This window comes from Streptomyces sp. NPDC007929 (assembly GCF_042959065.1).
Lineage (GTDB): Bacteria > Actinomycetota > Actinomycetes > Streptomycetales > Streptomycetaceae > Streptomyces.
Genome location: NZ_JBIBKD010000011.1, coordinates 65,572 through 91,592, shown reverse-complemented (window position 1 = coordinate 91,592; position 26,021 = coordinate 65,572). Strand labels below are relative to the sequence as shown.

The 26,021-nt window shown below is 72.3% G+C and carries 27 protein-coding genes and 2 pseudogenes; 19 read left to right on the top strand and 10 right to left on the bottom strand.

What is annotated here, in order from left to right:
- Nucleotides 1-39: 39 nt before the first annotated feature.
- Together coaE and ACFZDE_RS31930 are read left to right on the top strand one after the other, a co-directional pair.
- Complete coding sequence (coaE, locus tag ACFZDE_RS31935; RefSeq protein WP_391205871.1) at nt 40-660, top strand: dephospho-CoA kinase; 621 nt, start codon at nt 40-42, stop codon at nt 658-660.
- 50 nt (nt 661-710) lie between these two features.
- Nucleotides 711-1,091 carry a tetratricopeptide repeat protein gene (locus ACFZDE_RS31930; protein ID WP_391002256.1) on the top strand — a complete coding sequence of 127 codons (381 nt, stop codon included), beginning with the start codon at nt 711-713 and terminating at the stop codon, nt 1,089-1,091.
- 19 nt (nt 1,092-1,110) lie between these two features.
- On the opposite strand, the gene ACFZDE_RS31925 is transcribed toward ACFZDE_RS31930, so the two are convergent.
- Nucleotides 1,111-1,374 carry a DUF6343 family protein gene (locus ACFZDE_RS31925; protein ID WP_391205868.1) on the bottom strand — a complete coding sequence of 88 codons (264 nt, stop codon included), beginning with the start codon at nt 1,372-1,374 and terminating at the stop codon, nt 1,111-1,113.
- Between the two features lie 73 nt (nt 1,375-1,447).
- Here ACFZDE_RS31925 and ACFZDE_RS31920 point away from each other — a divergent pair.
- The 4 genes and pseudogenes from ACFZDE_RS31920 (at nt 1,448) to ACFZDE_RS31905 (ending at nt 4,910) form a co-directional block, all read left to right on the top strand.
- Nucleotides 1,448-2,358 (top strand): annotated as a pseudogene (locus ACFZDE_RS31920) (acyltransferase domain-containing protein).
- 211 nt (nt 2,359-2,569) lie between these two features.
- Entirely contained in the window at nt 2,570-3,247 is a 678-nt protein-coding gene (locus ACFZDE_RS31915; RefSeq protein ID WP_391205865.1) for a methyltransferase domain-containing protein, read from the top strand.
- A gap of 9 nt (nt 3,248-3,256) precedes the next feature.
- Complete coding sequence (locus tag ACFZDE_RS31910) at nt 3,257-4,318, top strand: protein kinase family protein (protein ID WP_391205862.1); 1,062 nt, start codon at nt 3,257-3,259, stop codon at nt 4,316-4,318.
- Between the two features lie 127 nt (nt 4,319-4,445).
- Nucleotides 4,446-4,910 carry a DoxX family protein gene (locus ACFZDE_RS31905; RefSeq protein WP_391205859.1) on the top strand — a complete coding sequence of 155 codons (465 nt, stop codon included), beginning with the start codon at nt 4,446-4,448 and terminating at the stop codon, nt 4,908-4,910.
- Between the two features lie 116 nt (nt 4,911-5,026).
- On the opposite strand, the gene ACFZDE_RS31900 is transcribed toward ACFZDE_RS31905, so the two are convergent.
- Complete coding sequence (locus ACFZDE_RS31900) at nt 5,027-5,620, bottom strand: S4 domain-containing protein (protein ID WP_391205856.1); 594 nt, start codon at nt 5,618-5,620, stop codon at nt 5,027-5,029.
- 123 nt (nt 5,621-5,743) lie between these two features.
- Here ACFZDE_RS31900 and ACFZDE_RS31895 point away from each other — a divergent pair, with 123 nt between their 5' ends.
- From ACFZDE_RS31895 to ACFZDE_RS31885, 3 genes are all read left to right on the top strand, one after another.
- Nucleotides 5,744-6,424, top strand: coding sequence for a helix-turn-helix domain-containing protein (locus ACFZDE_RS31895; RefSeq protein ID WP_391205853.1), 681 nt, complete (start codon nt 5,744-5,746; stop codon nt 6,422-6,424).
- The gene (locus ACFZDE_RS31890) at nt 6,421-7,737 is read left to right on the top strand and encodes an MFS transporter (protein WP_391205850.1); all 1,317 of its coding nucleotides are present in this window, start codon (nt 6,421-6,423) and stop codon (nt 7,735-7,737) included. The genes ACFZDE_RS31895 and ACFZDE_RS31890 overlap by 4 nt, the downstream gene beginning before the upstream one ends.
- Before the next feature lie 86 nt (nt 7,738-7,823).
- Nucleotides 7,824-8,528 carry a uracil-DNA glycosylase family protein gene (locus ACFZDE_RS31885; RefSeq protein WP_391205847.1) on the top strand — a complete coding sequence of 235 codons (705 nt, stop codon included), beginning with the start codon at nt 7,824-7,826 and terminating at the stop codon, nt 8,526-8,528.
- Here the strand turns inward: ACFZDE_RS31885 and ACFZDE_RS31880 are convergent.
- Complete coding sequence (locus tag ACFZDE_RS31880; RefSeq protein ID WP_391205844.1) at nt 8,525-9,181, bottom strand: FCD domain-containing protein; 657 nt, start codon at nt 9,179-9,181, stop codon at nt 8,525-8,527. The two genes, ACFZDE_RS31885 and ACFZDE_RS31880, sit on opposite strands and share 4 nt — an antisense overlap.
- A 176-nt stretch (nt 9,182-9,357) precedes the next feature.
- Here ACFZDE_RS31880 and ACFZDE_RS31875 point away from each other — a divergent pair, with 176 nt between their 5' ends.
- Both ACFZDE_RS31875 and ACFZDE_RS31870 read left to right on the top strand, forming a co-directional pair.
- Nucleotides 9,358-10,809 carry a cytosine permease gene (locus ACFZDE_RS31875; RefSeq protein ID WP_391205841.1) on the top strand — a complete coding sequence of 484 codons (1,452 nt, stop codon included), beginning with the start codon at nt 9,358-9,360 and terminating at the stop codon, nt 10,807-10,809.
- Between the two features lie 5 nt (nt 10,810-10,814).
- Nucleotides 10,815-11,537, top strand: a complete 723-nt coding sequence (locus ACFZDE_RS31870) for an aspartate/glutamate racemase family protein (protein WP_391205838.1) — start codon at nt 10,815-10,817, stop codon at nt 11,535-11,537.
- Nucleotide 11,538: 1 nt separating this feature from the next.
- On the opposite strand, the gene ACFZDE_RS31865 is transcribed toward ACFZDE_RS31870, so the two are convergent.
- Both ACFZDE_RS31865 and ACFZDE_RS31860 read right to left on the bottom strand, forming a co-directional pair.
- Complete coding sequence (locus tag ACFZDE_RS31865) at nt 11,539-12,144, bottom strand: gamma carbonic anhydrase family protein (protein WP_391002276.1); 606 nt, start codon at nt 12,142-12,144, stop codon at nt 11,539-11,541.
- A gap of 9 nt (nt 12,145-12,153) precedes the next feature.
- Nucleotides 12,154-12,579 (bottom strand): Rid family hydrolase, encoded by a 426-nt coding sequence (locus ACFZDE_RS31860; protein WP_391002278.1) that lies wholly within the window; start codon nt 12,577-12,579, stop codon nt 12,154-12,156.
- A gap of 152 nt (nt 12,580-12,731) precedes the next feature.
- Here ACFZDE_RS31860 and ACFZDE_RS31855 point away from each other — a divergent pair, with 152 nt between their 5' ends.
- Nucleotides 12,732-13,496, top strand: a complete 765-nt coding sequence (locus ACFZDE_RS31855) for a nucleotidyltransferase domain-containing protein (protein WP_391205835.1) — start codon at nt 12,732-12,734, stop codon at nt 13,494-13,496.
- On the opposite strand, the gene ACFZDE_RS31850 is transcribed toward ACFZDE_RS31855, so the two are convergent.
- Nucleotides 13,483-14,442 (bottom strand): expansin EXLX1 family cellulose-binding protein, encoded by a 960-nt coding sequence (locus ACFZDE_RS31850; protein ID WP_391205832.1) that lies wholly within the window; start codon nt 14,440-14,442, stop codon nt 13,483-13,485. The two genes, ACFZDE_RS31855 and ACFZDE_RS31850, sit on opposite strands and share 14 nt — an antisense overlap.
- 301 nt (nt 14,443-14,743) lie before the next feature.
- Here ACFZDE_RS31850 and ACFZDE_RS31845 point away from each other — a divergent pair, with 301 nt between their 5' ends.
- Nucleotides 14,744-16,636 (top strand): FUSC family protein, encoded by a 1,893-nt coding sequence (locus ACFZDE_RS31845; protein ID WP_391205829.1) that lies wholly within the window; start codon nt 14,744-14,746, stop codon nt 16,634-16,636.
- Nucleotides 16,637-16,737: 101 nt separating this feature from the next.
- Here ACFZDE_RS31845 and ACFZDE_RS31840 read toward each other — a convergent pair.
- Nucleotides 16,738-17,693: pseudogene (locus ACFZDE_RS31840) on the bottom strand (endonuclease/exonuclease/phosphatase family protein).
- A 134-nt stretch (nt 17,694-17,827) separates the two neighbouring features.
- On the opposite strand from ACFZDE_RS31840, the gene ACFZDE_RS31835 reads away from it, so the two are divergent.
- The 3 genes from ACFZDE_RS31835 to ACFZDE_RS31825 all read left to right on the top strand — a co-directional run bounded on the left by ACFZDE_RS31835 (nt 17,828) and on the right by ACFZDE_RS31825 (nt 20,317).
- Nucleotides 17,828-19,192, top strand: coding sequence for an amidohydrolase family protein (locus tag ACFZDE_RS31835; protein WP_391205826.1), 1,365 nt, complete (start codon nt 17,828-17,830; stop codon nt 19,190-19,192).
- 97 nt (nt 19,193-19,289) lie between these two features.
- Nucleotides 19,290-19,979, top strand: coding sequence for a DUF899 family protein (locus ACFZDE_RS31830; RefSeq protein ID WP_391205823.1), 690 nt, complete (start codon nt 19,290-19,292; stop codon nt 19,977-19,979).
- Between the two features lie 155 nt (nt 19,980-20,134).
- Nucleotides 20,135-20,317, top strand: a complete 183-nt coding sequence (locus tag ACFZDE_RS31825; protein ID WP_010039591.1) for a hypothetical protein — start codon at nt 20,135-20,137, stop codon at nt 20,315-20,317.
- A gap of 9 nt (nt 20,318-20,326) precedes the next feature.
- Here ACFZDE_RS31825 and ACFZDE_RS31820 read toward each other — a convergent pair whose 3' ends face one another.
- The 3 genes from ACFZDE_RS31820 to ACFZDE_RS31810 all read right to left on the bottom strand — a co-directional run bounded on the left by ACFZDE_RS31820 (nt 20,327) and on the right by ACFZDE_RS31810 (nt 23,727).
- Nucleotides 20,327-22,282 (bottom strand): ATP-binding cassette domain-containing protein, encoded by a 1,956-nt coding sequence (locus tag ACFZDE_RS31820; protein WP_391205820.1) that lies wholly within the window; start codon nt 22,280-22,282, stop codon nt 20,327-20,329.
- Nucleotides 22,283-22,498: 216 nt separating this feature from the next.
- Nucleotides 22,499-22,933, bottom strand: coding sequence for a hypothetical protein (locus ACFZDE_RS31815; RefSeq protein ID WP_391205817.1), 435 nt, complete (start codon nt 22,931-22,933; stop codon nt 22,499-22,501).
- Nucleotides 22,930-23,727, bottom strand: coding sequence for an ATP-binding protein (locus ACFZDE_RS31810; protein ID WP_391205814.1), 798 nt, complete (start codon nt 23,725-23,727; stop codon nt 22,930-22,932). Before ACFZDE_RS31810 ends, ACFZDE_RS31815 begins: the two co-directional genes overlap by 4 nt.
- Nucleotides 23,728-23,942: 215 nt before the next feature.
- Here ACFZDE_RS31810 and ACFZDE_RS31805 point away from each other — a divergent pair, with 215 nt between their 5' ends.
- The 3 genes from ACFZDE_RS31805 to ACFZDE_RS31795 all read left to right on the top strand — a co-directional run bounded on the left by ACFZDE_RS31805 (nt 23,943) and on the right by ACFZDE_RS31795 (nt 25,956).
- The gene (locus ACFZDE_RS31805) at nt 23,943-24,803 is read left to right on the top strand and encodes a Scr1 family TA system antitoxin-like transcriptional regulator (RefSeq protein ID WP_391205811.1); all 861 of its coding nucleotides are present in this window, start codon (nt 23,943-23,945) and stop codon (nt 24,801-24,803) included.
- On the top strand, nt 24,804-25,058 hold the full coding sequence (locus ACFZDE_RS31800; protein ID WP_391002301.1) for a DUF397 domain-containing protein: 255 nt from the start codon (nt 24,804-24,806) through the stop codon (nt 25,056-25,058).
- 79 nt (nt 25,059-25,137) lie between these two features.
- Complete coding sequence (locus ACFZDE_RS31795) at nt 25,138-25,956, top strand: SAM-dependent methyltransferase (RefSeq protein ID WP_391205808.1); 819 nt, start codon at nt 25,138-25,140, stop codon at nt 25,954-25,956.
- Nucleotides 25,957-26,021 lie beyond the last annotated feature (65 nt).

The following is a 26,021-nucleotide window of genomic DNA, read 5'->3' as shown; positions in this document are numbered from 1 at the left end:
GCGAGGGCCCTGTCGGTGGCAGGGCCTAAGCTGCGGAGCATGCTGAAGGTGGGCCTGACCGGCGGCATCGGTGCCGGCAAGAGTGAGGTGTCACGGCTTCTCGTCGCGTGCGGGGCCGTGCTGATCGACGCGGACCGCATCGCGCGGGAGGTCGTCGCACCGGGGACGCCCGGGCTCGCCGCGGTCGTCGAGGCCTTCGGGGAGGAGATCCTCGCCGCCGACGGCAGCCTGGACCGCCCTCGCCTCGGCGCCATCGTCTTCTCCGACGCGGAGAAGCTCGCCACCCTCAACGCGATCGTGCACCCCTTGGTGGGCGCTCGTTCCCGCGAGCGGGAGGAGGCCGCCGCCGAGGACGCGGTGGTGCTCCACGACGTCCCGCTCCTCACGGAGAACGGCCTGGCGCCGCTCTACGACCTGGTGATCGTCGTCGACGCCGCCCCCGAGACCCAGCTCGACCGGCTCGTCCGGCTGCGCGGCATGACCGAGGAGGACGCCCGGGCACGCATGGCCGCCCAGGCGACGCGCGAGCAGCGCCGGGAGATCGCGGACATCGTGATCGACAACGACGTGCCGCTGGAGGAGCTGGAGCGGCGCGTGAAGGACGTGTGGGCCGAGCTGGTGCGCAGGTCACAGGCGTCCGGGCCGTCTGACACGGAATAGCGGCACCGCGCGGGGGCGTTGAACCGGTGCAGTGAGGGAAGGACTTCGCCGTGCCCGAAACCAGCGGTTCCACCGGACGTACCCCGGAGACACACGTCATCGACTTCCGTGCCGCCGAGCAACTGCTCGCGGCCCGGGACCCGCGGGGCGCGGTGAAGCTGCTCGACGGCGTCATCGCCACGCACCCGGAGAACACCGCGGCCCGGCTGCTGCGGGCGCGGGCCTTCTTCGCCGCGGCGCAGCTGAGGCCCGCCGAGCTCGAATTCCAGATCGTGCTGGAGCGGGAGCCGGACAACGCGTTCGCACACTTCGCGCTCGCCCGCACGTTCGAGCGTCAGGGTCGTCCAGACCAGGCGAGGCGGCACTTCCGGCTGGCGGCCGCGCTGGATCCGAACCCGGAGTTCCTGAAGGCCGCGCGCTTCGACTCATGACCAGCGGCTTTCGCCCTGGTCAGGGGCGCTCGTCCGGCGGCCGGTAGGGCGGGATGTCCCGACCCGGCTGGTAATGCGGGCCCTGGCGGATGTGCCGCAGGACGACGGCCATGTCGATCGTGACGATCAGGAGCAGCACACCGCAGGCGATGGCCCAGCCGCTCCGCCCGGCGATCGCGAACGCCACCGTCCCGAAGAACGCCCACACCAGCCCCCACAGGCTCAGCCAGAACCGCGCCCGCAGGGCACTGCGCGCGGTCCGCGGTTCACTGCCGGTACGCATCGCCGATCACCACTCCTGCTTGCAACGTACTCTTCGTGGCGAGGGATCACCAAGGTCGACTGGGGGGTCGCGCATGCTGCCGGACGCCGACGCACTGCCCGAGATCCTGCTCGATCTGGCGGTGCCGCACGAGGACATCAACGACCTGGTCGCCCTGCGGCGGACACTCACCGCCGATGTCCGCGCCATGGGGCTCCTGGCGGAGTGCGTCGAAGACCTGGTACGGGACATCGGCGAGGTCGGCATCGAGGTGCCGCTCGCCGAGCGCGTCGCCGAAGCCCCGGCCGCGCTGGGCCGGTACTTCGCCGTGTTCGTGTTCGTCGCGGCGTTGCCCCACACGCGTGCGTATCACCGCGAGCGGGGTGTCACGGCCGACGTCAGCCGTCGGACCCTCGCCGACCTGGGGCGGAACATGGCATTCCACCGCGGCGGCGCGGCAGCGGAGGGGTGGAGGTCCCCCAGTGGCTCACGCACCACTTCCGTGGCGAGCTGTACCAACTGGGACGGCTCCAGTTCGAGCGTGCCCGCCTCGGGCAGCGGTCGGGGCGGGCGGTGGCGGCGGCCGGGCTGGACGCGGCACCGGGGGAGCCCTGTCTCAACCTGCACATCCCGGACTTCCACGGGCCGCTGTCACCGGCGGCCTGCGACCGTTCCCTGGAACTCGCGCGGGAGTTTTTCGCATGTCATTTTCCGCGGGAGCGGCATCGGGTCGCGGTGTGCCACTCCTGGCTGCTCGACCCGCAGCTGAAGCGTCACCTCGACCCCGAGTCGAACATCGTCCGGTTTCAGGGACGCTTTGAGCCCGGGTGTGACCCCGGTGAAGAGCCGGAGCCGGCGGACGGCGAACCGGTCCGCTTCGTCTTCGGGGACCCGGACCTGCCGGTGGCCGGGCTGCCGAGGCGGACGTCCGTGGAGCGGGCGGTGGGGGATCACCTGCGGGCGGGCGGTCACTGGCACATGGGGCACGGCTGGTTTCGGCTGTAGCCGATGGGTCCGCTGTAGCCGACGGGGTCCGCTGTAGGCGACGAGGTCCGCTCTGGCCGACGGGGTCCGCGGGGCTTCGCTGTGGGGCCACCTCGTCGGCGGTGTGCCTCAACTCCCCTCCCGCCCCGTCTCGTTCACTCGGACGGGTGAAGTGGGGCGTTGCGGGAACGGGTGTGCGGATGCGGTCCGTTGGACGGGCATGGAGATGAAAATGCGTGAGGGGTACGAGGGGACGGGACCCGGGGCCATCACCCCGGACGGCTGCGCGGTGGAGCTCTACTCACGGCTGCCCGTCGGGCACGAACCGGAGATCATCGCCGCCGCGGTCCCCGAGGGCGCGCGCATCCTGGAGCTCGGCAGCGGGGTGGGCCGCATGACGCACGCCCTGCTGGAGCGCGGGTTCACGGTCACGGCGGTGGACGAGTCCGCGCCGATGCTGGAGCGCGTGCGCGGCGCGCGGACGATTCGCAGCCCGATCGAGGACCTCGACCTGGGGGAGACGTTCGACGTGGTGCTGCTCGCGTCCTTCCTCGTGCACGCGGGGGACGTCGAGGTGCGGCGGGGTCTGCTGCGGACCTGCGCGCGCCATGTCGCGGAGGGCGGCTGCGTGCTGATCCAGCGGGAGGGCGAGGACTACCACGACAACGTGCCGCGCGAGCGCAAGGACCCCACCGGCTTCACTCTGCGGATCGCGTCCGCGGAGCCGCTCGGCGACGGGGTCAACTCGGTCCGCGCGGAGTACGAGTTCCCGGACGCGGTCTGGACCCATACGTTCCGGGCACGGCCACTGACCAAGGAGCAGTTCGAGGAAGCCCTGGCGGAGGCGGGCCTGAGAGTGGACCGCTACCTGACGGAGGACCGGATATGGGTGCGGGCGGTGGTGGTCTAGGCGGGCCGGATGCGTGGGATCCCTCCTGCGGGAACGGAGCCGGGGCGTCTGAGCGACTACGACACGGTCGCGACCTCCCTGGCTCTGCTCGGGGACACCGAACTGCGCGAACTGCTGGACCTTGCTGTGCCGTTGGGTGCGGGCATCGGCGGAACGTCGGCCCGGCTGGACGTGTCCGGCACGCCGGTCTTCGTGAAGCGCGTACCCCTCACGGACCTGGAACAGCGGCCGGAACACCGCCGGTCCACGGCCAACCTGTTCGGGCTGCCCATGATCTGCCAGTACGGCATCGGTGGGCCCTCGTTCGGGGCGTGGCGGGAGGTCGCCGCCCACGCCATGACCACGAACTGGGTGCTCTCCGGGCAGTTCCAGGGGGCTCCGCTGATGTATCACTGGCGGGTGCTGCCGGACGAGGCACCCCGTCCGGCGGAGGAACTCGCCGAGGTGGAGAAGGTCGTGGCCTATTGGGGAGGCAGCGCTGGCGTGAGACGGCGGGTCGAGGCCCTGCAGCAGTGCTCGGCGAGCATCGCTCTCTTCCTGGAGTACATACCCCAGACCCTGCACACGTGGCTCACGGTGCGGGTGAGAGCCGGCGGCCAGGAACTGGACCGGGCGTGCTCGCTGGTGGAGAAGGAACTGGCCGCCGGCACCTCCTTCATGAACAGCCGTGGGCTGCTCCACTTCGACGCCCACTTCGAGAACATCCTGACCGACGGCCGGCTCCTGTACTTCGCCGACTACGGCCTGGCCCTGTCCACCCGCTTCGCCCTCACACCCACCGAAGCCGACTTCTATGACCGGCATCGCGCCTACGACCGCTGCTACACCGCCAGCTGGCTCGTGAACTGGCTGACCAGCGCACTGTACGGAGAAGACTGGGAGACACGTGGAGAACTGATACGAGCCTGGGCCCAGGGAAGGCGACCCGCCGGGGCGCCACCAGGGACAGCGGAGATCCTCACCCGCAACGCCCCCGTCGCGGCCGTGATGACCGACTTCTACCGCACTCTCCAGAGGGAAAGCCGGACGACTCCCTACCCGGAGGAGAGGCTCCAACGGCTCTGCCCTTGACGGGCGGTGAAGTAAGAGGGCCGGAGTGACACTCCCCTCGACGTCTCCCCAGCGGCGATGAGTTCAGGGACGCGGACCGGTCTACCTCTCCGACACCAGCACGGACCGCTTCCCCCAGGAGACCTTCATGCCGGAGACCACCGTCACCGCCGACCGCACCCCGGCCGGCGTCGTCATCGCCGAGTCCGCTACCGCTCGCGGACGGCGTGCCCGGATCGCGCTGCGCACGCTGCAGGTGCTCATCGCCCTCTTCTACGCCATTCCGAGCGCCCTGCCCAAGCTGATCGGGCACCCGTCGGCTGCCGAGTCGTTCGAGCGGCTCGGCTGGGGCAGCGCGGGTATGTACACCATCGGCGCGCTCGAACTGGCCGGTGCGATCGCCCTGTTGATCCCGGTGCTCCAGTCGGTGGCGGCGATGGCACTGAGCGGGTTGATGGTGGGAGCGTTCGTCGTGCAGATGGCCGTCTTCGACGGACAGTACGCGGCGACGCCGTTGATCCTGATGGTGCCGCTCCTCCTCATAGCCTGGGCGCGCCGGGGGCACAACGCGGAGCTGCTGCGGCTGATGCGCCTGCCGCGGCGACGGGGGTGACCAGGCGTGACCGGGTGCGCCCGGGGTGCCTTCGAGACTCCGGCTGCGTCCGGAGTGGGGCCGAGGGCCGGTCCCCGGACGCCGGACCGAGGGGTATTGCGGGCTCCTCGCCCTGCTCAGGGCCTCGGTTTGCCCGGGGCGCTGCTGAATCCCTTGCCGGGGACAGGGCCGGGGCCGGACACGCTGCCCGGCCCGGTCACTCCGCGCAGGCGTTCCATCTCGCGGCGGTCGCGCTTCGTCGGACGGCCCGCGCCGCGGTCGCGGATGCCGGCGGGGGCGACGGCCTCGCGGGGCGGGGGCGGCGGGGAGTTGTCGATGTAGCACTGGGTGGCCACGGGAGGCCCGACCCGTTTGCGGATCAGCCTTGTGACGACGACGACCCGCTCCCGGCCCTCGTGCCGCAGCCGGACCTCGTCGCCGACGCGGACGCCGTGTGCGGGCTTCACGCGCTCGCCGTTGACGCGTACGTGGCCGCCCCGGCAGGCGGTGGCGCCCATGGAGCGGGTCTTGACCAGGCGGACGGACCAGATCCAGCTGTCGACGCGGACGGTCGAGGCGCCCTGCGGGCCCGCGGCCTCGGCGGCGGCGATCGCGGCGGCGACCTTCGGGTCCAGGGGCTTCGGGTCCACTGACTGCGAGTCGACGGCCTTCGGGTCGGTTCCGTCCGTGGTTCCGTCCGTCTCCTTGTGCGGTGCACCTTCAGAAGCCATGTTCCCGACCTTAGTCCTCCGGGACGCCCCGTCAGGCGGAATATCGGTTCCTCGTTCAACTCTGCCAAAGTAGTTTTGCAAAAAGTCTTTTGCTAACTGGGTCGGGCGGCCTAACCTCCCCCCATGGACAGCGACGAGCACAAGCGCGTACTCGATCCCGAGCACGACACCGCCGCCCTGAAGGCCCTCACCCACCCCCTGCGCATCCAGCTGCTCGGGCTGCTGAGGCAGGACGGGCCCGCCACGGCGAGTGAGCTGGCCGCGCGGACGGGGGAGTCGTCGGCGTCTGCCAGCTACCACCTGCGGGTGTTGGCGAAGTACGCGTTCATCGCCGAGGCCGAGCATCGCGACGGGCGGGAGCGGCGCTGGCGAGCGCTGCACACCGTCACGTCCTGGAGCAACGAGACGATGGAGGCCACCGCGGCCGGCCGGGCCTTCGTCAGCCTGGCGCGGCGACGGCAGATCGAGCATCTGGAGAAGTCCCTGGTCCGGCACGAGGCCGACATGGCCGCCGGGCGGCTCGGCGAGGAGTGGGTGGAGCCGTCGGGCATCAGCGACCTCATGCCCCGGCTGACGGCAGCGTCGCTCACCGAGCTCTTCGACACGGTCGCCGCGAAGCTGGAGGAGCTGACCGCCCGGGACGCGGAGGATCCGCGCGCCGAGAACGTGGTGTTCGTCGCCGCCGGGCTGCCCCTCGCCCCACACCATCCCGCCGACTCCGACTCCGCCTCCTCGTCCGACTCCGACGATCCCGCACCCACAGCCCCTGCCCCCGCCCCCGTTTCAACGGACCTCAACGCATGACCGGGCTCGTGACCGAGTCCCCGGCCGAGGAGCGGATCGCTCGGCGGCGGTACGTCACCGTCAGCGCGCTGCTCTGGCTGCCACCGGGCCTCGGTCTGGCCACGATGGTTCTGCTGTTCGGCGAGCGGGGCATGTCGCTCGCCGCGATCGCCGGGCTGTTCGCCGTGCACTCGCTGACCGTGGCCGCGCTGGAGCTGCCCACCGGAGGGCTGTCCGACGTCCTCGGGCGCCGGCCGGTCCTCGCCGCGGCCGGTGTGCTCAACATCGTCGCCTTCGCCCTGGTCGGCGTCGGCACCACCGTCTGGTCGCTCACCGCCGGCATGGTCCTCATGGGCGCGGCCCGGGCCGTGGCCAGCGGTACGGCCGAGGCCTGGTACGTCGACACCGTCCAGGCGTGTTCCGGTCCCGACGCCGAGCTGCGCACGGGCCTGGCCCGTGGCGGCACCGCGTCCTCCGCCGCGCTCGCGGCCGGCATTCTGCTCGGCGGCGCCCTGCCGTGGCTGCTCGGTCTGGGACCCGACCTCGGTGCCCGGCTGAGCGAGGCGACCTCCGGGACGGTGCTGCCCCTGTCCGTCCCGCTGCTGCTCGGGGCCGCGCTGCGGATCGTCTTCGTCGCCTATGTGCTGACCGCTCTGCGGGAGCCCCCGCGGCCACCGGCGACCCTGCGCTCGGTGCTGCGCGGCGTCCCCGTCACCGTGCTGGACGGACTCCGGATGGGCGGCCGGGACACGGTCGTGCGCCGGGTCCTGCTCGGCGCCGCGGCGACCGGCAGCGCCCTGGCCGCGATCGAACTGCTCGTGCCGGGCCGTACCGCCGCACTGACCGGCGCGACCGGCTCCGCGGCGATGGTCTACGCCGCCCTGTCCTGCGCGGGGTTCGTCTGCTCCGGCGTCGGCAGCCACCTCGCTCCGCTCACCGCCCGGGTGGCGGGCAGCGGCGAACGGGCCGTGCTGGTCAGCCTCGCGGCCGGTGCGGGTGGTCTGCTGCTGCTCGGCGTCACCGCGTCCTCCGTCCACCCGGTGGCCACGGCCCTCGCGGTCGTCGGCTTCGGCCTGGTCTACCTCGGTCTCGGCGCGGCGGCCCCGAACGAGAACGACCTGCTGCACCGCAGAGTCTCCGGCGCGGGCCGCGCCACCGCCCTGTCCGTGCAGTCCCTCGCCCAGCAACTGGTCGGAGCGCTCACCGGCCTGGCCGTCGGCGTGCTGCGCCCGGGCCCGCTGCCCTGGCTGCTGACCAGTGCCGTACTGCTGTCCGGGGCCCTGCTCTGGCTCCGTCGGAGCGGTGAGCGGGCCGTGCGGGTCACCGGCGTCTGAGCCCATGTGCGGGGCAGCTCGCGACCGCTCCCCGTGGATCTCGCCCCCGTGACGACGGTGACCTCACCTGCGCCTACGGTGGAGTGATGGACGCCAGCGGTCTCCCCCTCCTCGACCAGCGCATCACGGACTGCCGGGCCTGCCCGCGGCTGGTCTCCTGGCGCGAGGAGACGGCCCGTGCCAAGCGGGCGGCTTTCGCGGACTGGACGTACTGGGCCCGGCCGGTCCCCGGTTTCGGGCCGGAGGACGCCCGTCTGCTGATCGTGGGGCTGGCCCCCGCCGCCCACGGGGGCAACCGCACCGGCCGGATGTTCACCGGTGACCGCTCCGGGGACGTCCTCTTCGAGGCGCTGTACGACGTGGGCCTCGCCTCCCAGCCGACCGCCGAGCACGCGCACGACGGTCTGGAACTGTACGGCGTGCGCGTCACCTCGCCCGTGCACTGCGCCCCGCCCGCCAACAAGCCCACCCCCGAGGAGCGGGACACCTGCCGTCCCTGGCTCGTGCAGGAACTGCGGCTGCTGCGCCCGACCCTGCGGGCGGTGATCGTGCTCGGCGCCTTCGGCTGGCAGGCGGCGCTGCCCGCGTTCGCCGAGGCGGGCTGGCCCGTGCCCCGGCCGCGCCCCGCCTTCTCCCACGGCGCCCGCTTCCGCCTCGACGGACTGGAGCTCTACGGCTGCTACCACGTCAGCCAGCGCAACACCTTCACCGGCCGACTCACGCCCGCCATGCTGCGCGATGTCCTGCGGACGGCCGGGCGGGCGGCGGGCCTGGCCACCGGAAGCGGCTAGGGGGCCGCCTCCTCGCCGAAAAGGTGGCGGACCGTGGAGCGGTAGTTGGTGCGTACGTGGCGCAGCGCGTGTGCGCGGGCCCGGTCCGGGTCGCCCGAGGCGATCGCCTCGTACAGCTCGCGGTGTTCCACGAGGAGCTGGGGCCATTCCTCGTTGCGCCGGGTCATCCAGCGCAGCCGCCCGGCGACGGGTTCCAGGGCCTCCGTCAGCAGGCTGTTGCCGGCCATCGCCATGATGCGGTCGTGCAGTCGGCTGTTGATGTCGGTGATCACCTCGGCGTCCCCGGCGTCGGTGGCGGCGGCGGCGCGGTCGATGAGTTCCTGGACCTCGGCGAGATCCTCCCGGGTCGCGCGGGACGCGGCGAGTCCGGCGGCGTAGACCTCCAGGGCTTCTCGCAGTTCGAACAGTTCCTTGACGTCGGTCGGGGTGAGGCGGCGTACTACGGTGCGGCGGGGTGTCTCGAAATGGACGAAACCCTCCGCCACGAGTGACCGGATCGCCTCCCGGACCGGCACGCGCGACACACCGAAACGCTCCGCCAGTTCACGTTCGACCAGCCGGTCGCCCGGGCGGAGGCTGCCCGCGATGATCTCCTGGCGCAGATCGGCCGTGACGCGTTCGCGTACCGCTCCGAGGGGTTCGATCTTCGTCATGCAGCCCATCTTCGTCGACGGGAGGTGTCTTTTACGCAGCGTTAACCAGAGCGACATCGGTCAGAACGGTTGACGGGGAGACCATGACGCAGTTTGGTATACCAAACGCCTCGCAGGGTGGCCGTCCGCAGCCCTGCGGAGCAGTCCTCCGTCGTCCCCTTGCTCTGGAGGCCCCCGTGTCCCTCGCCGACCGTGCCGCGACCACCGGCACCCCAGCGTTCGTCCCCGATCCCAGGCTCACCAACGAAGACCTCGCGCCCGCCAAGAAGCGCAACTGGAAGGTCTTCGACCTCTTCGCCATGTGGATGTCCGACGTCCACAACCTCGGCAACTACACCTTCGCCGCCGGACTGCTCTTCCTCGGCATGAACGTCTGGCAGATCTTCACGTCCTTGCTGGTCGGGTTCGTGATCATCTACATCGGCATGAACTGGATGGGGAAGATCGGCCAGCGTCACGGCGTGCCCTTCCCCGTGGTGAGCCGGATCGCCTTCGGCATCTGGGGCGCCAACATCCCGGCGCTGATCAGGGCCGTGATCGCCATCATGTGGTACGGCATCCAGACCTACCTCGCCTCCGTCGCCGTCAACGTGATGCTGCTGGCGGCCTGGCCCGGCCTGGAGTCGTGGACGCACAACTCGTTCCTCGGCCTGGACGCGCTCGGCTGGGTCTCCTTCATCGCCCTGTGGCTGGTCCAGGCGGCGATCATCAGCCGGGGCATGGAATCGGTCCGCAAGTTCCAGGACTTCTGCGGCCCGGCGATCTGGCTGGTGATGATCGCGCTGGCCGGGTGGATCCTCTACAAGGCCGGCTGGACGATCTCGCTCACCTCCACCCCGCACCCGGTCTCCGTCGGCGAGCAGTGGCGCCAGTGGTTCGGCGCGATCGGCCTGGTCCTCGCCACGTACGGCACCCTGATGCTCAACTTCTGCGACTTCTCCCGCTTCGCCCCCGACTACAAGTCCGTCAAGCGCGGAAACTTCTGGGGTCTGCCGATCAACTCCACGGCCTTCGTGATCGTCTCCGTCATCGTCACCGCCGGCGCCTTCGAGGTCTTCGGCAAGGAGATCACCGACCCCGCCTACCTGGTCGCCGAGATCGGCAACACCTGGGTGCTGGTGGTGGGTGCGCTGACCTTCGCCATCGCCACCATGGGCGTCAACATCGTCGCCAACTTCGTCTCACCGGCGTACGACCTGGCCAACGTCTGGCCGCAGAAGATCACCTTCAAGGTCGGCGGCATGATCAGTACCGTCGCGGCGCTGCTCGTCACGCCCTGGAACCTCTTCTCCAACCCGACCGTCGTCAACTACTTCCTCGGCGGCCTCGGCGCCTTCCTCGGCCCGCTGTTCGGCGTGATCATGGTCGACTACTACTGGGTCAAGCGCGGCCGCGTGAACGTGGACGAACTGTTCGACGCCTCTCCGGGCGCCCGCTACCACTACCGCAAGGGCGTCAACCCCAAGGCGCTGTGGGCGTTCCTGCCCGCGGCCGGTGTCGCGGCGGTGCTCGCGCTGGTGAAGACCTTCAGCGACGTGGCGCCGTACTCCTGGTTCATCGGCACGGCCATCGCCGCCGGCGTGTACGCGGCCCTGTGCCGTCCCGAGCGTGCCACCGCGGAGGTCTGAGAGACGTGCGAATCGTCGTCACCAACTGCAACACCACGCAGGAGATGACCGAGGAGATCGTACGAGGTGCCCGGGCCGCCGCAGGCCCGGGCACCACCGTCGACGGACTGACTCCGGCCTGGGGGCCGGCGTCCGCGGAGGGCTGGCTCGACAGCTACCTGTCCGCCGCGGCCGTCCTGGACACGCTGCGGACCTACGACGGACCGCCGTACGACGCCGTGGTGATGGCCGGATTCGGGGAGCACGGCAGGGAAGGGGTACGGGAACTGGTCGACGCGCCGGTCGTCGACATCACCGAGGCCGCGGCACACCTGGCCTGCCTGCTGGGCCGCCGCTACGGCGTGGTGACCACGCTGGAGCGCTCGCGCGGCCAGATCGAGGACAGCCTGGAGACGGCGGGCGTGGCACGCAACTGCGCCGCGATCGTCGGTACGGGCCTGAACGTGCTCGACCTCGGCGACGAGGAACGGACCGAGACGGCGTTCCTGGCCGCCGCCGAACGCGCCTGCGCCGCCGGTGCGGAGGTCCTCGTCCTGGGCTGTGCCGGCATGACCGGCCTGCAACGGGTCGTCGGGGAGAAGCTCGGCCTGCCGGTCGTCGACGGGGTCGCCGCCGCGGTCAAACTCGCCGAGTCGCTGGTGGCACTGGGCCTGACCACCAGCAGGACCGGCACCTACGCCGAGCCGCTGCCCAAACGGCGGGTGTGGGGGAGGCCCGAACGGCGGTAGCTCAGGCCGGGCCGTCGAGGGTGACGTCGTCGTGATGGGCCCCGTAGAGCCGTGTCTGCCGGGCCATCACCTCCCGCATCGACGCACCGCGCGGGACGCCGTACACCGTCCCGGGGAAGTCCAGCGCCTCCTGGATCTGCCAGAGTTCGTCGTGTTCCCCGGGAGCGAAGAGCCGGGCCCGGGGAGCGCCCGCCGCGATCCAGCCGATGGGCAGGACGGTGCCGGGCGTCAGCACCGAGTTGACGTGCAGCACGCTGTGGATCCGCAGTTCCGAGCCGGCGCCCGCGACGGCCCCCGGGAAGACACAGGCGCCGGTGGCCACGAACACCTCGTCCTCCAGGGTCGCCCCGTTGACATGGGCGTGCGGGCCGACGAGCACCGCGTCCCCGATCACGGTGGGATGCGCCGACCGCCCCCGCACCAGCGCGTTCTCCATGACGACGACGTCCGACCCGACCCGCACCTCGCCGTCCTCCGCCGTGAGCACGGCGCCGTGCAGCACCCGGCTGCGCTCACCGAGGACGACGGCACCGCACAGGACGGCCGTCGGGGCGACGTAGGCGGACTCGGGGACGACGGGACGCCGCCCGCGGTGCTCGATCAGCATGGACTCTCCTCAGGCGGACCCCTCGGCGGAGGACCCCTCGGGTACGACGGCTGTCGCCGTAATCTCCACCAACTGCCCCGTGTACCCCAGGCACGCCACGCCGATCAGCGTCGACGAGTGCGGACCCGTACTGAGACCGGACGCCTCCACCACACTCCACACGGCCGACAGCATGGCGGGCTCACCGCTGACGACGTACACCTCGGTCGCCACGACCTGGGACAGATCGCTTCCCACGGCCCTCAGTTGTTCCTCCAGGTTGGCGATCACCTGCTCGGCCTGGCGCACCGGATCCCCGGGGCCGACCAGTTCGCCCCCGGCGTCCAGCGGCACCGACCCGGCGAGGAAGGCCAGACGGGTACCGGCTTCGACGACGGACGCGTGCGCGTAGGTGGGCGGCGGGAAGAGGCTCGGGACGGTGACGCGGCGGATCACGAGGGGTCTCCGATCTGCGGACGGCGACTGGGGCAACCCACCGATCATGCGAGGCCCGGCGCACGGACGCACCCGTATTTCGTTTCACGACGGTCGAGCCGCCCCCTTACGCTGGCCCGGCCCCCATCGTCCGCCCGCCCGGGAGCCGCACCGTGCCCGCCTTCCTCGACACCGTCGCAGACCGGCTCGCCCTGCTCCCCGCCGTAGAGGCTGTCACCCTCGGCGGATCCCGGGCCCAGGGCACCGAACGGCCCGACAGCGACTGGGACCTGGCGGTCTACTACCGCGGCGCCTTCGACCCGGCCGATCTGCGTGCGGTCGGCTGGGAGGGCGAGGTCTGCGAGATCGGCGCGTGGGGCGGCGGTGTCTTCAACGGAGGGGCCTGGCTGACGATCGAGGGCCGCAGCGTGGACGTCCACTACCGCGATCTGGACGTCGTCGAGCACGAGTTGGCCGAAGCGGAGGCGGGCCGCTTCCGTGTCGAACCCCTGATGTTCCACCTGGCGGGCATCCCGACCTATCTGCTCGTCGCCGAACTCGCGATCAATCAGGTGCTGCGGGGCGAACTGCCGCGCCCCGACGCCTATCCGCGGGCCCTGCGCGACAGCGCCCCGGCGCACTGGCACGGCATGGCAGCGGCCACCCTCGCCTACGCCAGGGCCGGACACGCCCCGAAGAACGCCGTCACCCAGGTCGCCGGGGCGATCGCCCTCGCCACGACCCAGACCGCGCACGCGGTGCTGGCGGCGCGCGGGGAGTGGGTCACCAACGAGAAGGGGCTGGTGGCGCGGGCGGGCTTGGCGGAAGTGGACGCGGTCGTAGGCGATCTGACGGGCGGTCCGGACGCGCTCGCCCGGGCCGTCACCGACGTGGAGACGCTCCTCGCCGGGGCCGTGGCGGCCGTCACCGCCGGGTGAACTGGACGCGGGTCGGCTGGACGGTGTCCGGACGGACCGCGATGCCGTCGACCGTGAGCTGTTCGCCGTAGATGTCGGTGAGCCTGAGGGAGCCGCCGCAGCCGGTGCCGTCGGGGGAGAGGAAGTAGTTGTACTCGGTACGCGTCAGCCGGCTCCAGCCGCTGCCCGACCTGACCTCCAGCCGGGCCAGCGGGTTGCGGTGGCCCAGTGCCTGGATGCCGCACCAGTGGCGGCTGGAACCGGTCTTGTAGCGGACCGAGACCGTGTCGGACGTGCCCGGGCTCAGCAGACTCCAGGTGATCGGTATCCGCCCCGCGGAGAGACCGGCGAGCTTCGCGAACGCCTCCTTGCTGAGGTCGAGTTGTCCCGGGGCGCAGGGCAGCGGGCATTCGTTGGTGATCCGGACGGTGACGGAGGCGCCGCTCGCCGCGCGGACCAGGAGGTACGCCCCGCACGCCTGGGACGTCTCGTAGTCGGCGTGGTTCATGGCCGCGACCATGAGGTCGGGGCTCGGGCCGTACAGGCAGGCGCCGTCGCCGTCCTCGGCGTCGTAGTGAGTGGCGACGCCGTCGTAGGTGGTCCCGGGCTTGATCCGGCCCGCCAGGGGCGCCGCGCCGGACGCCGGACGCGGTGCGGACGGCCGGGTGGCGGCCGGCGAGGGCCGCGCCGGCGCGGTGGTCGCGGGGGCTTTGGTGGCCGGGGTGCGCCGCGCGGTCGGGGAGGCCGTGGCGGGTTTCGCGGCCGTCGCGGGCCGGTGTGGGGTCGGCGAGGCGCTCGGGGCCGTGGCGGTGGCCGTTCCGGTGGCCGTCCGTACGGTGTCCGGTTCGCCGCCCGGGCGCAGGGCGACCATGAGGGAGACGAGCAGTGCGACCGCGGCCACGGCGACGGTCCAGACGAGGGCCGTGCGCCGCTTGCGGAGGGGACGGCGGTGGGATGCGGATGCCACGGATGAGTCCTTCGGGTCCTTGCGTGGTTCTGGAGAACGCGCGCTCACACCCACCAGTGGCCGCCGGGCCGGAAAAGGTTGCCGGGGGCAGGGCCGTCGCCCTGGTTCTCGATCGCCCGGTTCCTGACCGCGTACGCCCCGGTTCTTGATTGCGTACATAAAGAACGCCGGTTCCGAGCCGTCCGACACGTTCCGGAAACCTATCCTCCAGGAACCCCGCCTACCGTAGGCAGCCACACCCCGCCCCGGCCACCGTCGCCCGAAGGCTCACCCCTGCCCTCGTCGAGACGATAGGAGCCCCGTGTCCCGCCGCATCGCCCCCCGTCTTCCGCCCTGGCTCGCGCACGCCCTGCACGCCCAGCGGGGGCCGGTGCCCTGGAGCGCGGTGACGCGGGGGGCTCTGTCCGCCGGGCCCTTGCTGCTCATCGCCGTACGGACCGGACTCACCTCCCTCGGTGTCGTCGCCGCCGTCGCCGCCATGCTCGCCGGGATCAACGACCGGCCCGGCAGCCGGCGCGTCTCCGTCAAGCGGATCGGCGTGCCCGCCCTGGGCGGTGCGGCCGGGCTCGTCATCGGCACGTACACCGGGCAGGGCACCGGCGCGGTCGTGCTCACCCTGGTGCTCACGGCCGTCGGACTCGTCGCAGGGGCGATGAGCGCCGTCGGGCCCGTCGCGTCCGCCGTCGGGACGCAGTTGCTCGTCGGCGCGGCGATCGGTGCCGGGATGCCCCTGCCGGAACCGGGGTGGCAGCGGGCGCTCGCCTTCCTCGCCGGGGCGGGCTGGCTGCTCGTGCTGCGGCTCGCCCTGCCCACGCCCGGTTCCCTCGCCGGTGACTTCCGGTTCGACGGGGAGCGGGCGGCCGTCGCCGGTGTGTACGAGGCCGTCGCCGAGCTGCTCGACGCCGTCGGCGGACCGGACGCCATCCGCCGCCGGGCCGCGCTGACCGCCGCCCTCGACCACGCCCAGGACGCCCTCGCCGGGCCCCGGTTGCGCAGGTACGCCGCGTCCTCCACCGAGCGGCGGCTGCACGCGCAGTACGCCGCGGCCCTGCCCCTCGCCGAGGCCGCCACCGCCCTCGCCTGGGCCGAGGAGACCATCGCCGAGCGGGCCTCCGAAGGCCCCCGGCGGCTCGCCGCGGCCGTACGGGGCAACACCCACACCGGGCCGCTGCCCGCACCGTCGCGTTCGGCGCCTGCCCTGCGCGCCCTCGACGACGCCCTCCTGCACGCCGCCGAGGTGTTCGACCAGGGCCGGGGCGGGGACCTGCACATCCGGCCGCGCGGCGCCCGGGACCGGCTGCGCGCCGCGTTCGGCACCGCCGGACGTGAGTACGGGCTCCGCGTCGCCCTCTGCTTCGGCGCGGGCTCGGCGGTCGCCCAGGCCCTGCACCAGACCCGGTGGTACGGGCAGCACGAACACTGGTACTGGCTGCCCGCCACCGTCGTCTTCCTGGTCAAGCCCGACCTCGGGCCACTGGTCTCGCGCGTGCTCAACCGGGCCGCCGGGACCGTCCTCGGGGCGCTGCTCTTCGCCGGGCTCGCCGCCGTCCTGCCCCGCCCGGAAGGCCTCGTCGCGCTCGTCGCCCTCAGCGGCGCCCTCATACCCGTCGCCACCCGGCACTTCGCCGCCCAGACCGCCGTCGCCACCGTCCTCGTCCTCGCGCTCGTCATGGTCGGCGGCGAACCCCAGGCCTCCGCGGGGCGGATCGGCGAGACGCTGCTGGCCTGCGCGATCGTGCTGATCACCGGGCACCTGCCGATGCCCGGACAGCGCGGCGGGACGGTGCGCGCCCGGCTCGCGGCGGCGGGGGACGCCGCGTACGCCTACCTCACCCACGTCCTCGACGAGGCCGACGCCCCGCGCATCGGGAGCTCCGGCACCCCCTCCGGCCACCGCGCCACCCGCTGGACCCTGCGCCGCGAGGCCTACCGCACCCTGTCGGAGGCCCGTTCGGCCATCTCCCTCGCCGCGCACGAACTGCCCGCCCTCGCCCGCCACGCCGAGGGCGCGGACGAGGTCGCCGACCTCCTCGAACGCCTCGTCGACACCACGACCGCCTGCGCCGTGCACCTCGACGACACCGGCCGGATCGGCCCCCGCCACCAGGAGCGCCTCGCGGCCGTCCTCGCCGAACTCGCGGGACGCGGAGAGCGGGTGGGACTACGGCCGCCCGAGGCGCTCCTGGCCGTTTAGACCGTCCGGCGCCCTCTGTCGTTCAGACCGTCCGGCGCGGTAAGACCAGACCGTCCGGCCCTTCCCGTCGGCCGGTACGGCAAGGGGCGTCGCGGCGGCGCTCAGCCCTCGATCCGCACCCACACCGGAGCATGGTCCGAACCGGGTGCGCCCCGGCGCTCCGACGGATCCGGGCCGACCGAGGGCAGGCCGGGCGGGCCCTCGCCGGGCAGACCCGTGCCCGCCCGGGTCGCCCGGCGCACCAGGCGGTGGCTCAGCAGCACATGGTCGATCAGCTCACGCCGCCCGGAGTTCACCCGGGACCAGCGCTGCCCGGGCGGGATGAGCGGGGCCACGTCCCACAGCCGCGTCGCATCGCCCCGGTCGGGCCGGTCGTAGCCCGGGGTGCCGATCTCCGAGCCGGGCGGGCCGAGCAGGATCTGTGTGGTCGCCGCCTGCACCTCGTCGTTCAGGTCGCCCAGGACGGCGACGTCCCGCACCCGCCCGTCACCGGCCAGCAGCTTGTCCGCGAGCGCGCGCAGCGCCGTCGCCTCGGCCGCCCGGCGGTACAGGGCGTACGCGCCGTAGCGGGCCCGTTCGCCCTCGTCGCGCGGCTGGAACCGGCCGTCCGGATACGACAGCAGCTTCGACTTCAGATGGCAGACCGCCACCCGCAGCGGCCCGCCCCCGCCCTCGACCTCCACCGCCAGGACGCCCCGCCCCGAGTGCCCCGCCGTCAGCCCCGCGTCATCCGCCTGGACGGGCCGCAGTTCCGCCGGGAACGCCCGCGTGTCGGCCACTACCGTCAGGGGCGTACGGCTCAGGAACCCGACCCGTATGCCCCGGATGTCCGCATGCTCCGAAAGGGCGACGTGCCAGTCGTCGTCGAGCATCCCGGCCAGGTCCTTCAGGGCCTCCGGGTCGCCCACCTCCTGCACGCCGAGCAGGGTCGGATCGAGTTCGGTGACCGCGGCGGCGAGCGCGGCGAGTTTCGCCTCGTACCCGGCCTCGTCCTGCGGGCCGTACGGGCCCCCGGGCCGGTAGAGATTCTCCAGGTTCTCCAGGTGCCGAGGAGCATGCCGGGCTCCTTTCAGAAGCCGACAGTCGGGGTGGTACGGCCAGGGTGCGCGCCCGGCCGGCCCCACGACAGAGCCGTGACGGGAAGTCCGGTTCGGATCATGCCGCCCTACGACGCCGTCGTACGTTGGCGTGATGACGCCTTCTGCCACGGACCGTCCCGTCGACCTCATCATCAGCGCATGTACCGTCCTCGTGCACGACGATCAAGAACGGATCGGGTTCACGGAGGACGCCGCGATCGTCGTACGGGACGGGAGCGTCGAGGCCGTCACGACCACCGCGGAAGCCGCCGGACTGACCGCCGCCGAGCGGATCGACGCCCGCGGCCAGGTCGCCCTGCCCGGCCTGATCAACTGTCACACGCACGCGCCGATGGTCGCGCTGCGCGGTCTCGCCGAGGACCTCCCCACCGAGGAGTGGTTCAACGACGTCGTCTGGCCCGTCGAGTCCAACCTGACGGAGCGGGACGTCGAGCTGGGGGCGCGGCTCGCCTGCGCCGAGATGCTCCGCGCGGGCGTCACCTGCTTCGCCGACCACTACTTCGCCATGGACGCGGTGGCACGGGTGGTCGCGGACTGCGGCATGCGGGCGCTGCTCGGTGAGGCCTTCTTCTCCTCGCAGGGCCCCGAAGGCCTGGAGCGGTCCCTGGAGTTCGCGCTGCGCCACCGCGCGGCGGCCGGCGGCCGGATCACCACCGCGCTCGCACCGCACGCCCCCTACACGGTCGACGACACCGACCTCGCCACCACCGCCGAACTCGCCCGCACACACGGCCTGCCCGTGCACCTGCACGCCGCCGAGAACCGCGACCAGACCGAGACCAGCCTGGCCCGCCACGGCATCACCCCGATCGGGGTCCTGGACCGCACCGGCATCCTCCACACGGACCTGCTGCTGGCCCACGGCACCGGCATCGTCGACAGTGACCTCCCCCTCCTTGAGCGGGCCGACGGCCGTACGGCGGTCGCCACCGCGCCCCGCGGGTACCTCAAGTTCGCCTGGCCCGACACCACACCGGTCCGCGCCCTGCGCGACATCGGCGTCGACGTCGGACTCGCCACCGACGGCGCCGCCTCCAACAACTCCCTCGACGTGTGGGAGTCCATGGCCCTCACCTCGCTGGTCCAGAAGTCGGCCGAGGGCGACCCCCGCCGGCTCACCTCCCGCGACGCCCTGCACCACGCCACCCTGCAGAGCGCGCGGGCCGTGGGTCTCGGGGACAGCGTCGGCGGCATCGCGCCGGGCCGGCGGGCCGACATCGTCCTGGTCGACCTCACCGGGCCGCACACCCGGCCCGTCCACGACCTCGCCGCCACCCTCGTGCACAGCGCCCGTTCCGCCGACGTCCGCACCACGATCGTCGACGGGCGGATCCTCATGCGCGACCGGGAACTGCTGACGATCGACGTGCCGGAGGTGGCCCGCGAACTGGAGGAGCGCCTGCCCGCGCTGATCGACCGCGGCCATGGCCGCCGCATCCAGCGGTACGACACCTGAGGGCACACGAACTTCTCGAAAATCCTCCCGGGCAGCGATGAGTTCCGCGGCTCCCGCCGGTCACCACCCCGGACGGACCGTTGTCACAGGAGGGCCCATGTCGCTTCCGGAGATCGTCTCGCGCGGTGCATGGCGCGCGGCGCGCGCGGAACTGCTGCTGAAGGAGAAGGCCGCCACCCGCGCGCGGGACGCGCTCAACGCCGAGCGTCGCGGACTGCCCATGGTGGAGGTCGACGAGGAGTACGTGTTCGAGGGCGGGGACGGCAAGGCCACCCTGCTCGACCTGTTCGACGGCCGGCGCCAGCTCGTCGTCTACCACTTCATGTTCGCGCCCGAGTGGGACGCGGGCTGCCGCAGCTGCTCCGCATTCCTGGACCAAGTGGGGCACCTCGCCCATCTCCACGCCCGTGACACGTCGTTCGCCGCCGTGTCCCGCGCGCCGTACCCGAGGATCCTGCCGTTCAAGGCGCGGATGGGCTGGACGCTGCCCTGGTACTCGTCGTACGGCGGCGACTTCAACCACCACTTCGAGGTGACCCTGGAGCGGGCGGGCGAACTCGTCGAACGGCCCGGCCTCAGCTGCTTCCTGCGGGACCGCGACCGGGTCTTCCACACGTACACGACGTACGAGCGCGGCCTCGACGGCCTGGGCTCGACGACCAGCCTGCTGGACCTCACCGCGCTGGGCCGGCAGGAGGAGTGGGAGGAACCCAAGGGGCGCGCGTCGGCCTTCGGGGCGCCTGCGGGAAGTGAGGGCATCCGGTATCACGACGAGTACGACGACTGATACGGAAAGTGAACACATCCGCCAAGAGGCTGAGAGGTTGGTCACACTTGGCGGTGAACGCGTGTCAACTACGTCTCAGAACCGTCACTTCGCGAGCCGTTCACCCCATCGTTGGCGTTTAACTCTACGAGTACAGCGCTACATGGAGGTGCAGGGTGAACGGGCGAACGGTGCTCGAGCGCTTTCCCGCCGGTGGGCCGCGCGGCTCCTGGCCTGCGGAGGAGTTCGCGCAGGCGCGGCGCAGCGAAGGCCTGCCCGCCGAGGTCGTCATGGACCTCGCCACGGACATGTTCCTGGTGATCGTGCGCAGCGGGGACGTGGCCGACGCCACCGCCTGACGTGTGCCCTCAGCCCGCCTTGGGCGCCGGCACCTTCCGGACCGGCTTGGGCGACGGGGCGAACTGCTCCGCCTGGAGCGCGTACAGCTCGGCGTAGAGCCCCCCGGTCGCCAGCAGCTCGTCCGGTGTGCCGGACTCCACCAGCCGGCCCTGGTCCAGCACGTGCACCAGATCCGCGTGCCGTACGGACGCCAGCCGGTGTGTGATCAGCACGACCGTCTGGCCGCTGTCGGCCAGGGCGCGGATCCGCTCGAAGACCTCCAGCTCGGCCCGGGCGTCCAGGGCCGCCGTCGGCTCGTCCACGATCAGGATGCGGCCCCTGCGGTAGGCCGCCCGGGCGATGCCGAGCCGCTGCCACTGGCCGCCCGACAGCTCGTGCCCACCGCTGAAGTTGCGGGCGAGCAGCGTGTCCAGACCGCGCGGCAGGTCCGCGATCACCGCCTCCGCCCCGGCCTCGGCGACCGACGCGGCCAGCCGGTCCTCGCACAGGGGCACCGAGGGGCGGCCCAGGGCGACGTTCACCCGGGCCGTGAACGGCCACCGCTTGAAATCCTGCGCGACCATCGCGATCCGCTCGGCCAGCCGGTGCCGGTCGGCGCTCGCCGCGTCCACGCCGTCCCACAGGATCCGCCCCCGCTCCGGCCTGTAGAGCCCGGCGAGCAGCTTGACCAGGGTGGTCTTGCCGGAGCCGTTCTCGCCGACCAGCGCGATGATGCGGCCGAGCGGCAGGTTCAGGGTCACGTCGTCGAGGGCGGGCCGGGCCGAGTCGCCCGGGTAGCGGAACGTGACGTTCTCGAAGCGGATCTCGCGCGGGTCCTCCGGCAGCGGTGCGCCTCCCGCCGGGATCGCCCACTGGTCCGCCTCGGTGTACAGCCGTTGCAGATCGCCGACGAAGAGCGCCTCCTCGTGCAGTGCGTTGACCTCCACCACGAGCGTGTCGAGGCTCTGCGACCCGGTCCGGATCGCGATCACGGCCGTACCCGCCACCGACAGGGCCATCGCGCCCGCCAGCAGCAGCCCGCCCAGCGTCGCGTACGTCGCCACCGTCGCCAGGCCCGTCAACGCCGCAGCGATCAGGCCGGTGCGAGCGGCGAGCCCGGCCAGGCGGGCCTGCTCGGCCTCCGCCGTCTCGGACATCGCGCGAAAGTGCCGCAGCAGGAAGGAGCCCACCCCGTGCACCCGGATCTCGGGTGCCGCCTCGGGCTCGATCAGCAGGTTGCCGAGCAGCCGGCCCGCGCGGGCGTGCTGCACCCAGGCGTGGAAGGACTCGTAGCGCCGCCGGGCGACGGTCAGCGCGCTCCAGGCGCTCGGCAGGGTCATCGTCACCAGCAGCGGCAGCAGGGCGGGGTGCAGCACGGTCAGCACGCCCGCCGCCGCGACCAGGGAGATCATCGCGTTGATCACGCGGGTGCCGTAGGAGATCATCCGGCGCGCGGAGGCGGCGCCGTACTGCGCGGTGTCGAGCAGCTTGTGGAAGGCGTGATCCTCGATCGCGGCCAGCTCCACGGCAGCGGCCCGCTCCAGGTACCGCTCCGTCGCCACCCGCTCCACCTTGGGCTCCAGCCGGCCGGTGGCGTAGGTGCTCGCGGCCCGCAGCAGGGCGGCGACGAACATCACGGCTGCCACCGTGACCAGAGCGGGTACGGCACCGCGCAGCCGGTCCTCGATCGAGCCGCCGCCCATCAGCCCGGCCAGCACACTGTTGACGGCGAGCAGCGCCACCGCCTGTGCCACGCCCCGGCCGGCCTCGGCGGCCAGCACGATCCGCGCGGCGGCCCGGTCGGCCTGCCGGGCCAGCTCCAGGCTGGACGCGAGCAGGGACGGCAGCCGGGTGATCATGGCGCGGAAGTTCAGCTCCAGGAACGCGTCGGCGTGCTGGTTCCAGCCCATGTCGTAGCGCAGAGGCCCGCCGAAGAGCAGCCGCTCCGACTCGGACACCTCCGGCGCGGTCCGCTTCTTCGCCACCGTCGACCGACCTCCCCGCTCGACCCGCACCTGCACGAACGGCCACTATCGCGGGGCGGGCGCCGGACCGGGCAGGGCGCGGGCCGGGGCGCCGGATGCGCGCGGTCGCACGACCTGACCCGGGGGAGGTGCGGGGCGGCGCGGGGGTGCGGGGTGGTGCGGGGGTCCTGCGTGAGGGACCCGGAGGGCTACGGCGTGAGCGGGGGCGCGTGCTGCCTACGCGCTGACCGGGCGGGACCAGGACGGGGCCGTTCCCGTCGCGCGGCACAGTGCCAGGTAGAGGGGGATCGGCGGGGAGTACGGAAGGGTGCCGTCCGGGCGGTGGATCAGCTCGGGGACCTCCAGCAGGTCCGGGACGACCGCGCCGGTGACGTACCGCGCCGGGGCGGGCCACTCCAGGGCGTGGTCGGAGTCGGCCGGCACCAGCCACCACCAGTGCGCGTCATCGGCGTAGACGCAGCCCACCCGGGGCAGCCGGGGCATGATCATCGGGCCGAACCGGGCGGGGACGGCGACCGCGTCGCAGCCGAGCGGGGCGGTCATGCCGTCGGGCACGGGCAGCCGCAGGGCGGGGCCCGGCGTACGCAGTCCGCGCCGGACGCGCACCAGCGTGTCCAGGTTCAGTACACGGCCTCCCCGCACCGGGCTCATGGGTGCCTCCGCTCTCGGCGGCGCCCCTGTGGGGGAACCTCCGGGGCACGGCGCTGGTGGTGAGCCTCGGGGGCGCGGCGTTCGAGGTGGGCCCGAGGGGGTTCGTCACCGTCGTCCGAGTCGTCGGACGGGCCCCGCTTGGGCCGGGCGCCCCAGCCCAGGTCGCTCCGGGGGCCGGACGGACCGTCCGCGGTGCCGGGGGCTTCCGTGGCGTCCAGGGGATCCGTGACGTTCAGGGCATCCATGGCATTTATGGATTCCGGGGCATCCGCGGCGTCCGCCGTGCGGGGCAGCTCGGCCCAGACCAGCAGCCCGGGGCCGTCCTCATGGGCACCCCAGGAGTGACAGAGGGCGTCGACGAGGAGCAGCCCCCTCCCGTGCTCCTCCTCCGGCCGTGTCCGGCTCGCGGCGTGAGGCTGGCCCGGGGCGCAGCCCTCGTCGCGCACGGCTATGCGCACCAGGTCGTCGTCGTCGAGCAGCTCGCACACTATGTGGGTGCTCGCCGTGTGCACGATGGCGTTGGTGACCAGCTCGGAGACCACGAGCTCCGCGCTGTCGCACGTGTCCTCGCACACCGACCAGCCTGTCAGCCGAGCCCGCGTCAGATGTCTGGCCTGGGCGGGGGAGCCCGGATGTGCGGCCAGCTCGAAACGGAACCGGCGCTCGGCGGTGGCCCCGAGCGGGGTCTGAGCCGTAGCGGCGCCAAGCCCGGAGGGGCTCGCGGCGGCGTCTGTTCCTAAGGGCGCGGGCGGAATCACGCTTGCCACTATCGCCCCGCCGTGAACACTTGGCAAGTGTCACTCTGAAAATTGCAGAGTGCTGTGTGACGGTCTGGAAGGCCGTGGCACACTGCTCGCAACAGCACCCCGCGCGGCGCCAGTTGAGATCGTCGAAGATTAGTTCGAAACGAGTGTTCGGATCGGTTCTTCGAATAGGTCTTCGAATGGCGCCGCCCGGCTGTCAGCGTTCTTTCCCGCCGGCTCGTCAGAACTCTTCGTGGAGGTGGAGCGTGAGTGAACCGCGGTCCGCGCCGACGGTCGGTCAGGTCGTACTCGGCCGACGCCTGTTGGACCTGAGGGAACGCGCGGGCATGCGGCGGGAGGAGGCCGCGCGCATTCTGCGCGTCGCCCCCGCAACGGTCCGGCGCATGGAGATGGCCGAGGTCGCGCTCAAGATCCCCTATCTGCAACTGCTCCTCAAGGCCTACGGGGTCTGTGACGAGGAGGCCGAGGCCTTCGTCCAGCTGGCCGAGGACGCCAACAGGCCCGGCTGGTGGCAGCGTTTCCACGACATCCTGCCCGGCTGGTTCTCGATGTACGTGAGCCTTGAAGGCGCGGCCAGTGTCATCCGCAGTTACGAGCCCCATTTCGTCCCCGGGCTGCTGCAGACCGAGGACTACGCGCGCGGGGTGCTCCGGTCGGGCGCCATCGGCCAGACCAGCCCCGAGGACATCGAGCGCCATGTCGCCCTGCGCATGCAGCGCCAGGACCTGCTCACCCGTGAGGACGCGCCCCGGCTCTGGGTCGTGATGGACGAGACCGCGCTGCGACGCCCGGCCGGTGGCCCGGAGGTGATGCGCGCCCAGATCGACAAGCTGCTCGACGCCACGAAGCTGCCCAACGTGACGTTGCAGATCGCCCCGTTCGCCGCCGGGCCGCACCCGGGCACGTACGGGCCGTTCGTGCTGTTCCGATTCGCCGTGCCCGAACTACCGGACATGGTCTACAGCGAGTACCTGACCGGCGCGGTCTACCTGGACGCGCGCACCGAGGTGGCGACCCACCTTGAGGTCATGGACCGCATGGCGGCGCAGGCCGCTACGGCACATCGCACGAAGGAGATCCTCCGGGACCTCCGCAAGGAGCTGTGAATGGATCGCATCAAGCCGCGCAAACACGTCTACAACGGCATGCCCGCGCGCGACTTGGGCAGCGAAGGCTGGCACAAGCCGTGGAGCGGCGGAAACGGGGGCAACTGCCTGGAGGCGATGAAACTCGCCGACGGCCGCATCGCCCTGCGGCAGTCCACCGACCCGGACGGGCCGGCGCTGATCTACACCACCGACGAGATGACCGCCTTCATCCAGGGGGCCAAGGCGGGGGAGGCGGACTTCCTGCTGTCCTGACGTGATTGCCGTTGCTGTTGTTCGACTTTCCTAATGCGGTGCTGAATCGACCACCCTCTGTGCCCTTACGGAGTGCCTCATGACCGGGCAGGACCCCATGCCGGCCGTCCAGATCGACACGACCAGACCCCATCCCGCGCGGATGTACGACTGGTACCTCGGCGGAAAGGACAACTATCCCGTCGACGAGGAGATGGGCCGGCAGATGCTCACCCTCGACCCCCGGGTGCCGGTCATGGCACGCGTCAACCGCGCGTTCATGCACCGGGCCACTCGCTGGCTGGCCCGCGCGGGCGTACGCCAGTTCCTGGACATCGGCACCGGCATCCCGACCGAGCCCAACCTCCACCAGGTCGCCCAGGAGATCGTGCCCGGCGCCCGGGTCGTCTACTGCGACAACGACCCCATCGTCCTGGCCCACGCGGCGGCGCTGCTGCGCGGCACGGACGAGGGCGCGACCGAGTATCTCCAGGCCGACGTGCGCGACCCGGACGCCATCCTGGAGGGCGCGCGGAAGGTCCTGGACCTCACCCGGCCCGTCGCGCTGTCGCTCATCGCGCTGCTGCACTTCGTCCCCGACGAGGACGGCGCCCACGACCTCGTCCGGCGGTTGCTCGCCGAACTGCCCTCCGGCAGCTACCTGGTGATGACCCACGCCACCGCCGACTTCACCCCGGAGGAGTCCGAGGCGGCCACCGAGAAGCTGCGTGCCGCGGGTGTCACCCTGGCCCTGCGCTCCCGCGAGGAGTTCACCCGCTTCTTCGACGGCCTCGACCTCGTCGAACCCGGCGTCGAGGTGCCGCACCACTGGCACCCCGAGCTGGGCGAGCCGGTGCCCGGCCAGGACGACGGGGTGATCCCGGGCTACGGCGCGGTCGGGCGCAAGGTCCAGGCCTAGGGCCTGTCGTTTGGATCAGCTCGCAGACGCGGGGCCTGGCACGCGCATCTGCCGCGTTGTCGTCA

What these genes read in the sequence shown, in the direction of transcription:
- ACFZDE_RS31900 (WP_391205856.1), bottom strand. Translation starts at nt 5,620, where the DNA reads ATGGCTTCTGAAGGTGCACCGCACAAGGAGACGGACGGAACCACGGAC.
- ACFZDE_RS31880 (WP_391205844.1), bottom strand. Translation starts at nt 9,181, where the DNA reads ATGACGAAGATCGAACCCCTCGGAGCGGTACGCGAACGCGTCACGGCC.
- ACFZDE_RS31905 (WP_391205859.1), top strand. Translation starts at nt 4,446, where the DNA reads ATGCCGGAGACCACCGTCACCGCCGACCGCACCCCGGCCGGCGTCGTC.
- ACFZDE_RS31915 (WP_391205865.1), top strand. Translation starts at nt 2,570, where the DNA reads ATGCGTGAGGGGTACGAGGGGACGGGACCCGGGGCCATCACCCCGGAC.
- ACFZDE_RS31890 (WP_391205850.1), top strand. Translation starts at nt 6,421, where the DNA reads ATGACCGGGCTCGTGACCGAGTCCCCGGCCGAGGAGCGGATCGCTCGG.
- ACFZDE_RS31865 (WP_391002276.1), bottom strand. Translation starts at nt 12,144, where the DNA reads ATGCTGATCGAGCACCGCGGGCGGCGTCCCGTCGTCCCCGAGTCCGCC.
- ACFZDE_RS31910 (WP_391205862.1), top strand. Translation starts at nt 3,257, where the DNA reads ATGCGTGGGATCCCTCCTGCGGGAACGGAGCCGGGGCGTCTGAGCGAC.
- ACFZDE_RS31925 (WP_391205868.1), bottom strand. Translation starts at nt 1,374, where the DNA reads ATGCGTACCGGCAGTGAACCGCGGACCGCGCGCAGTGCCCTGCGGGCG.
- ACFZDE_RS31835 (WP_391205826.1), top strand. Translation starts at nt 17,828, where the DNA reads ATGACGCCTTCTGCCACGGACCGTCCCGTCGACCTCATCATCAGCGCA.
- ACFZDE_RS31895 (WP_391205853.1), top strand. Translation starts at nt 5,744, where the DNA reads ATGGACAGCGACGAGCACAAGCGCGTACTCGATCCCGAGCACGACACC.
- ACFZDE_RS31815 (WP_391205817.1), bottom strand. Translation starts at nt 22,933, where the DNA reads ATGAGCCCGGTGCGGGGAGGCCGTGTACTGAACCTGGACACGCTGGTG.
- ACFZDE_RS31885 (WP_391205847.1), top strand. Translation starts at nt 7,824, where the DNA reads ATGGACGCCAGCGGTCTCCCCCTCCTCGACCAGCGCATCACGGACTGC.
- coaE (WP_391205871.1), top strand. Translation starts at nt 40, where the DNA reads ATGCTGAAGGTGGGCCTGACCGGCGGCATCGGTGCCGGCAAGAGTGAG.
- ACFZDE_RS31795 (WP_391205808.1), top strand. Translation starts at nt 25,138, where the DNA reads ATGACCGGGCAGGACCCCATGCCGGCCGTCCAGATCGACACGACCAGA.
- ACFZDE_RS31830 (WP_391205823.1), top strand. Translation starts at nt 19,290, where the DNA reads ATGTCGCTTCCGGAGATCGTCTCGCGCGGTGCATGGCGCGCGGCGCGC.
- ACFZDE_RS31800 (WP_391002301.1), top strand. Translation starts at nt 24,804, where the DNA reads ATGGATCGCATCAAGCCGCGCAAACACGTCTACAACGGCATGCCCGCG.